Origin of the sequence: Streptococcus sp. HMSC074B11, from assembly GCF_001808705.1 — a bacterium.
GTDB lineage: Bacteria > Bacillota > Bacilli > Lactobacillales > Streptococcaceae > Streptococcus.
Genome location: NZ_KV794284.1, coordinates 1 through 1004, shown reverse-complemented (window position 1 = coordinate 1004; position 1004 = coordinate 1). Strand labels below are relative to the sequence as shown.

General features: G+C 39.4%; 1 protein-coding gene. It reads right to left on the bottom strand.

Annotated elements, in window-relative coordinates:
- Window positions 1–14: 14 nt before the first annotated feature.
- On the bottom strand, window positions 15–869 hold the full coding sequence (locus tag HMPREF2619_RS07210; protein WP_060955091.1) for a MetQ/NlpA family ABC transporter substrate-binding protein: 855 nt from the start codon (window positions 867–869) through the stop codon (window positions 15–17).
- Between the last annotated feature and the right edge of the window lie 135 nt (window positions 870–1004).

Genomic DNA, 1004 nt, shown 5'->3' with positions numbered 1-1004 from the left:
CCTCCCTGTGTTTATTACCAAACTGGTTGATCCAAGCCGTCTGAAGTTTCTTCGATAACTTTTTTCACTTCATCAGTGTGGTAAGCTGCGATAATTTTCTTGATTGCATCAGCTTTAGGTGATGATTCCCAATCTTTTTTCGCAACGATGATGTTGTACCATTGTTTTGAGTTTTCGTCAGCTTGCTCTTTAAAGAGTGCTTTCTTGTAGTCCAATTTTGCTTCTGTAACAAAAGTGTTGTTGACAACAGCCGCATCAACGGATGACAATGAACGAGCTGTTTGGCTTGCGTCTAATTCAGTGATTTTCAAGTTCTTTGGATTTTCTGTGATGTTTGCGATTGTCGCAAGCGCAGTTCCTGAAACGTCCAATTTAATCAAACCAGCTGATTGAAGAAGGTAAAGAGCACGACTTTCGTTAGTAGCATCGTTAGGTACAGCGATTTCTCCGTTTGCTGGGATTTCTTCCACTTTAGTGTACTTGTTTTCTTCTCCGTTTTTACCTGAGTAAAGGCGGATTGGTGAGATATAAGTATCTGCAATCGCTACAAGATCTTTACCGTTTTCTTTGTTCCAGTTGTTCAAGAAGTTATAGTGTTGGAATGCGTTCAAGTCTACTTCACCATCAGCAGTTGCTTTGTTTGGTTGTGAGTAGTCTGTAAACTCTGTGAATTCCAATTTAATTCCGTCTTTTTCAACCAATTCTTGAACTTTGTCCCAGCGTGCTTCTTCTGAACCGCTACGGTTAACAGTCGCAATTTTAACTGTAGTTGCATTGTCTGCTTTCTTTTCTGAATTTCCGCAAGCTGCAAGTGCAAGGCCTGCTACTGTAGCGATAGCTGCTACGCCTAACCATTTTTTGATTTTCATGATTCGTTCTCCTTTAAAAATAATACTGTAATAGTATCTCATACTTTATTTGATTTAGCAAATTGTTATTAGATAGGCAGGGTTATAGTTTGAAACTATAGGCCTAAAAATCATGACCACCCGTCTAACGGGTGG